General features: G+C 63.9%; 1 protein-coding gene. It reads left to right on the forward strand.

What is annotated here, in order from left to right; genetic code table 11:
- The first annotated feature begins 73 nt into the window (after positions 1-73).
- Positions 74-388: a hypothetical protein gene (locus HMPREF2924_RS26730; protein WP_003113065.1), complete on the forward strand. Its 315-nt coding sequence runs from the start codon at positions 74-76 to the stop codon at positions 386-388.
- Positions 389-441 lie beyond the last annotated feature (53 nt).

Consider the following 441-nt stretch of genomic DNA (forward strand, 5'->3'; position numbering starts at 1 on the left):
AAAGACGCGGGCCGCAGGTGGTGGAACACCTACGACCCGCTAACCACAACCCAGCTTACTAAGGAGCTGACCCATGGCTAAGCCGAATGATACGTCCAACCCCGAGGTAACAGAATCGTCCCCCCGCTTCGTCCCGCTGCTACCCACCTCCCAGGCCGACATGTGTCCGCGTAGCGCGACCCTGTACGTGGACACCCATGCACTCCCCACGCACTTGTTCGACAACGCGAAAGTGCGCCTGAGGTCGGCAATCAACATCCTGGCCATGACCCGTTTGCTCGATGAGAAAGAAGAGCCCGGCGGCACCCTGGCCTACATCAACGGTGCGTTGCTGTCGCTGCTCAGCGATGCCTTGTCCGAAATCGAGGCGGGCCACCCGAGCCTGTAGCGCCGCTCCCTGGCGCGACGCCCCCGGCCTGGCCGGGGGCTTTGCGGCATCGC

The organism is Pseudomonas sp. HMSC063H08 (assembly GCF_001813645.1).
GTDB lineage: Bacteria > Pseudomonadota > Gammaproteobacteria > Pseudomonadales > Pseudomonadaceae > Pseudomonas > Pseudomonas aeruginosa.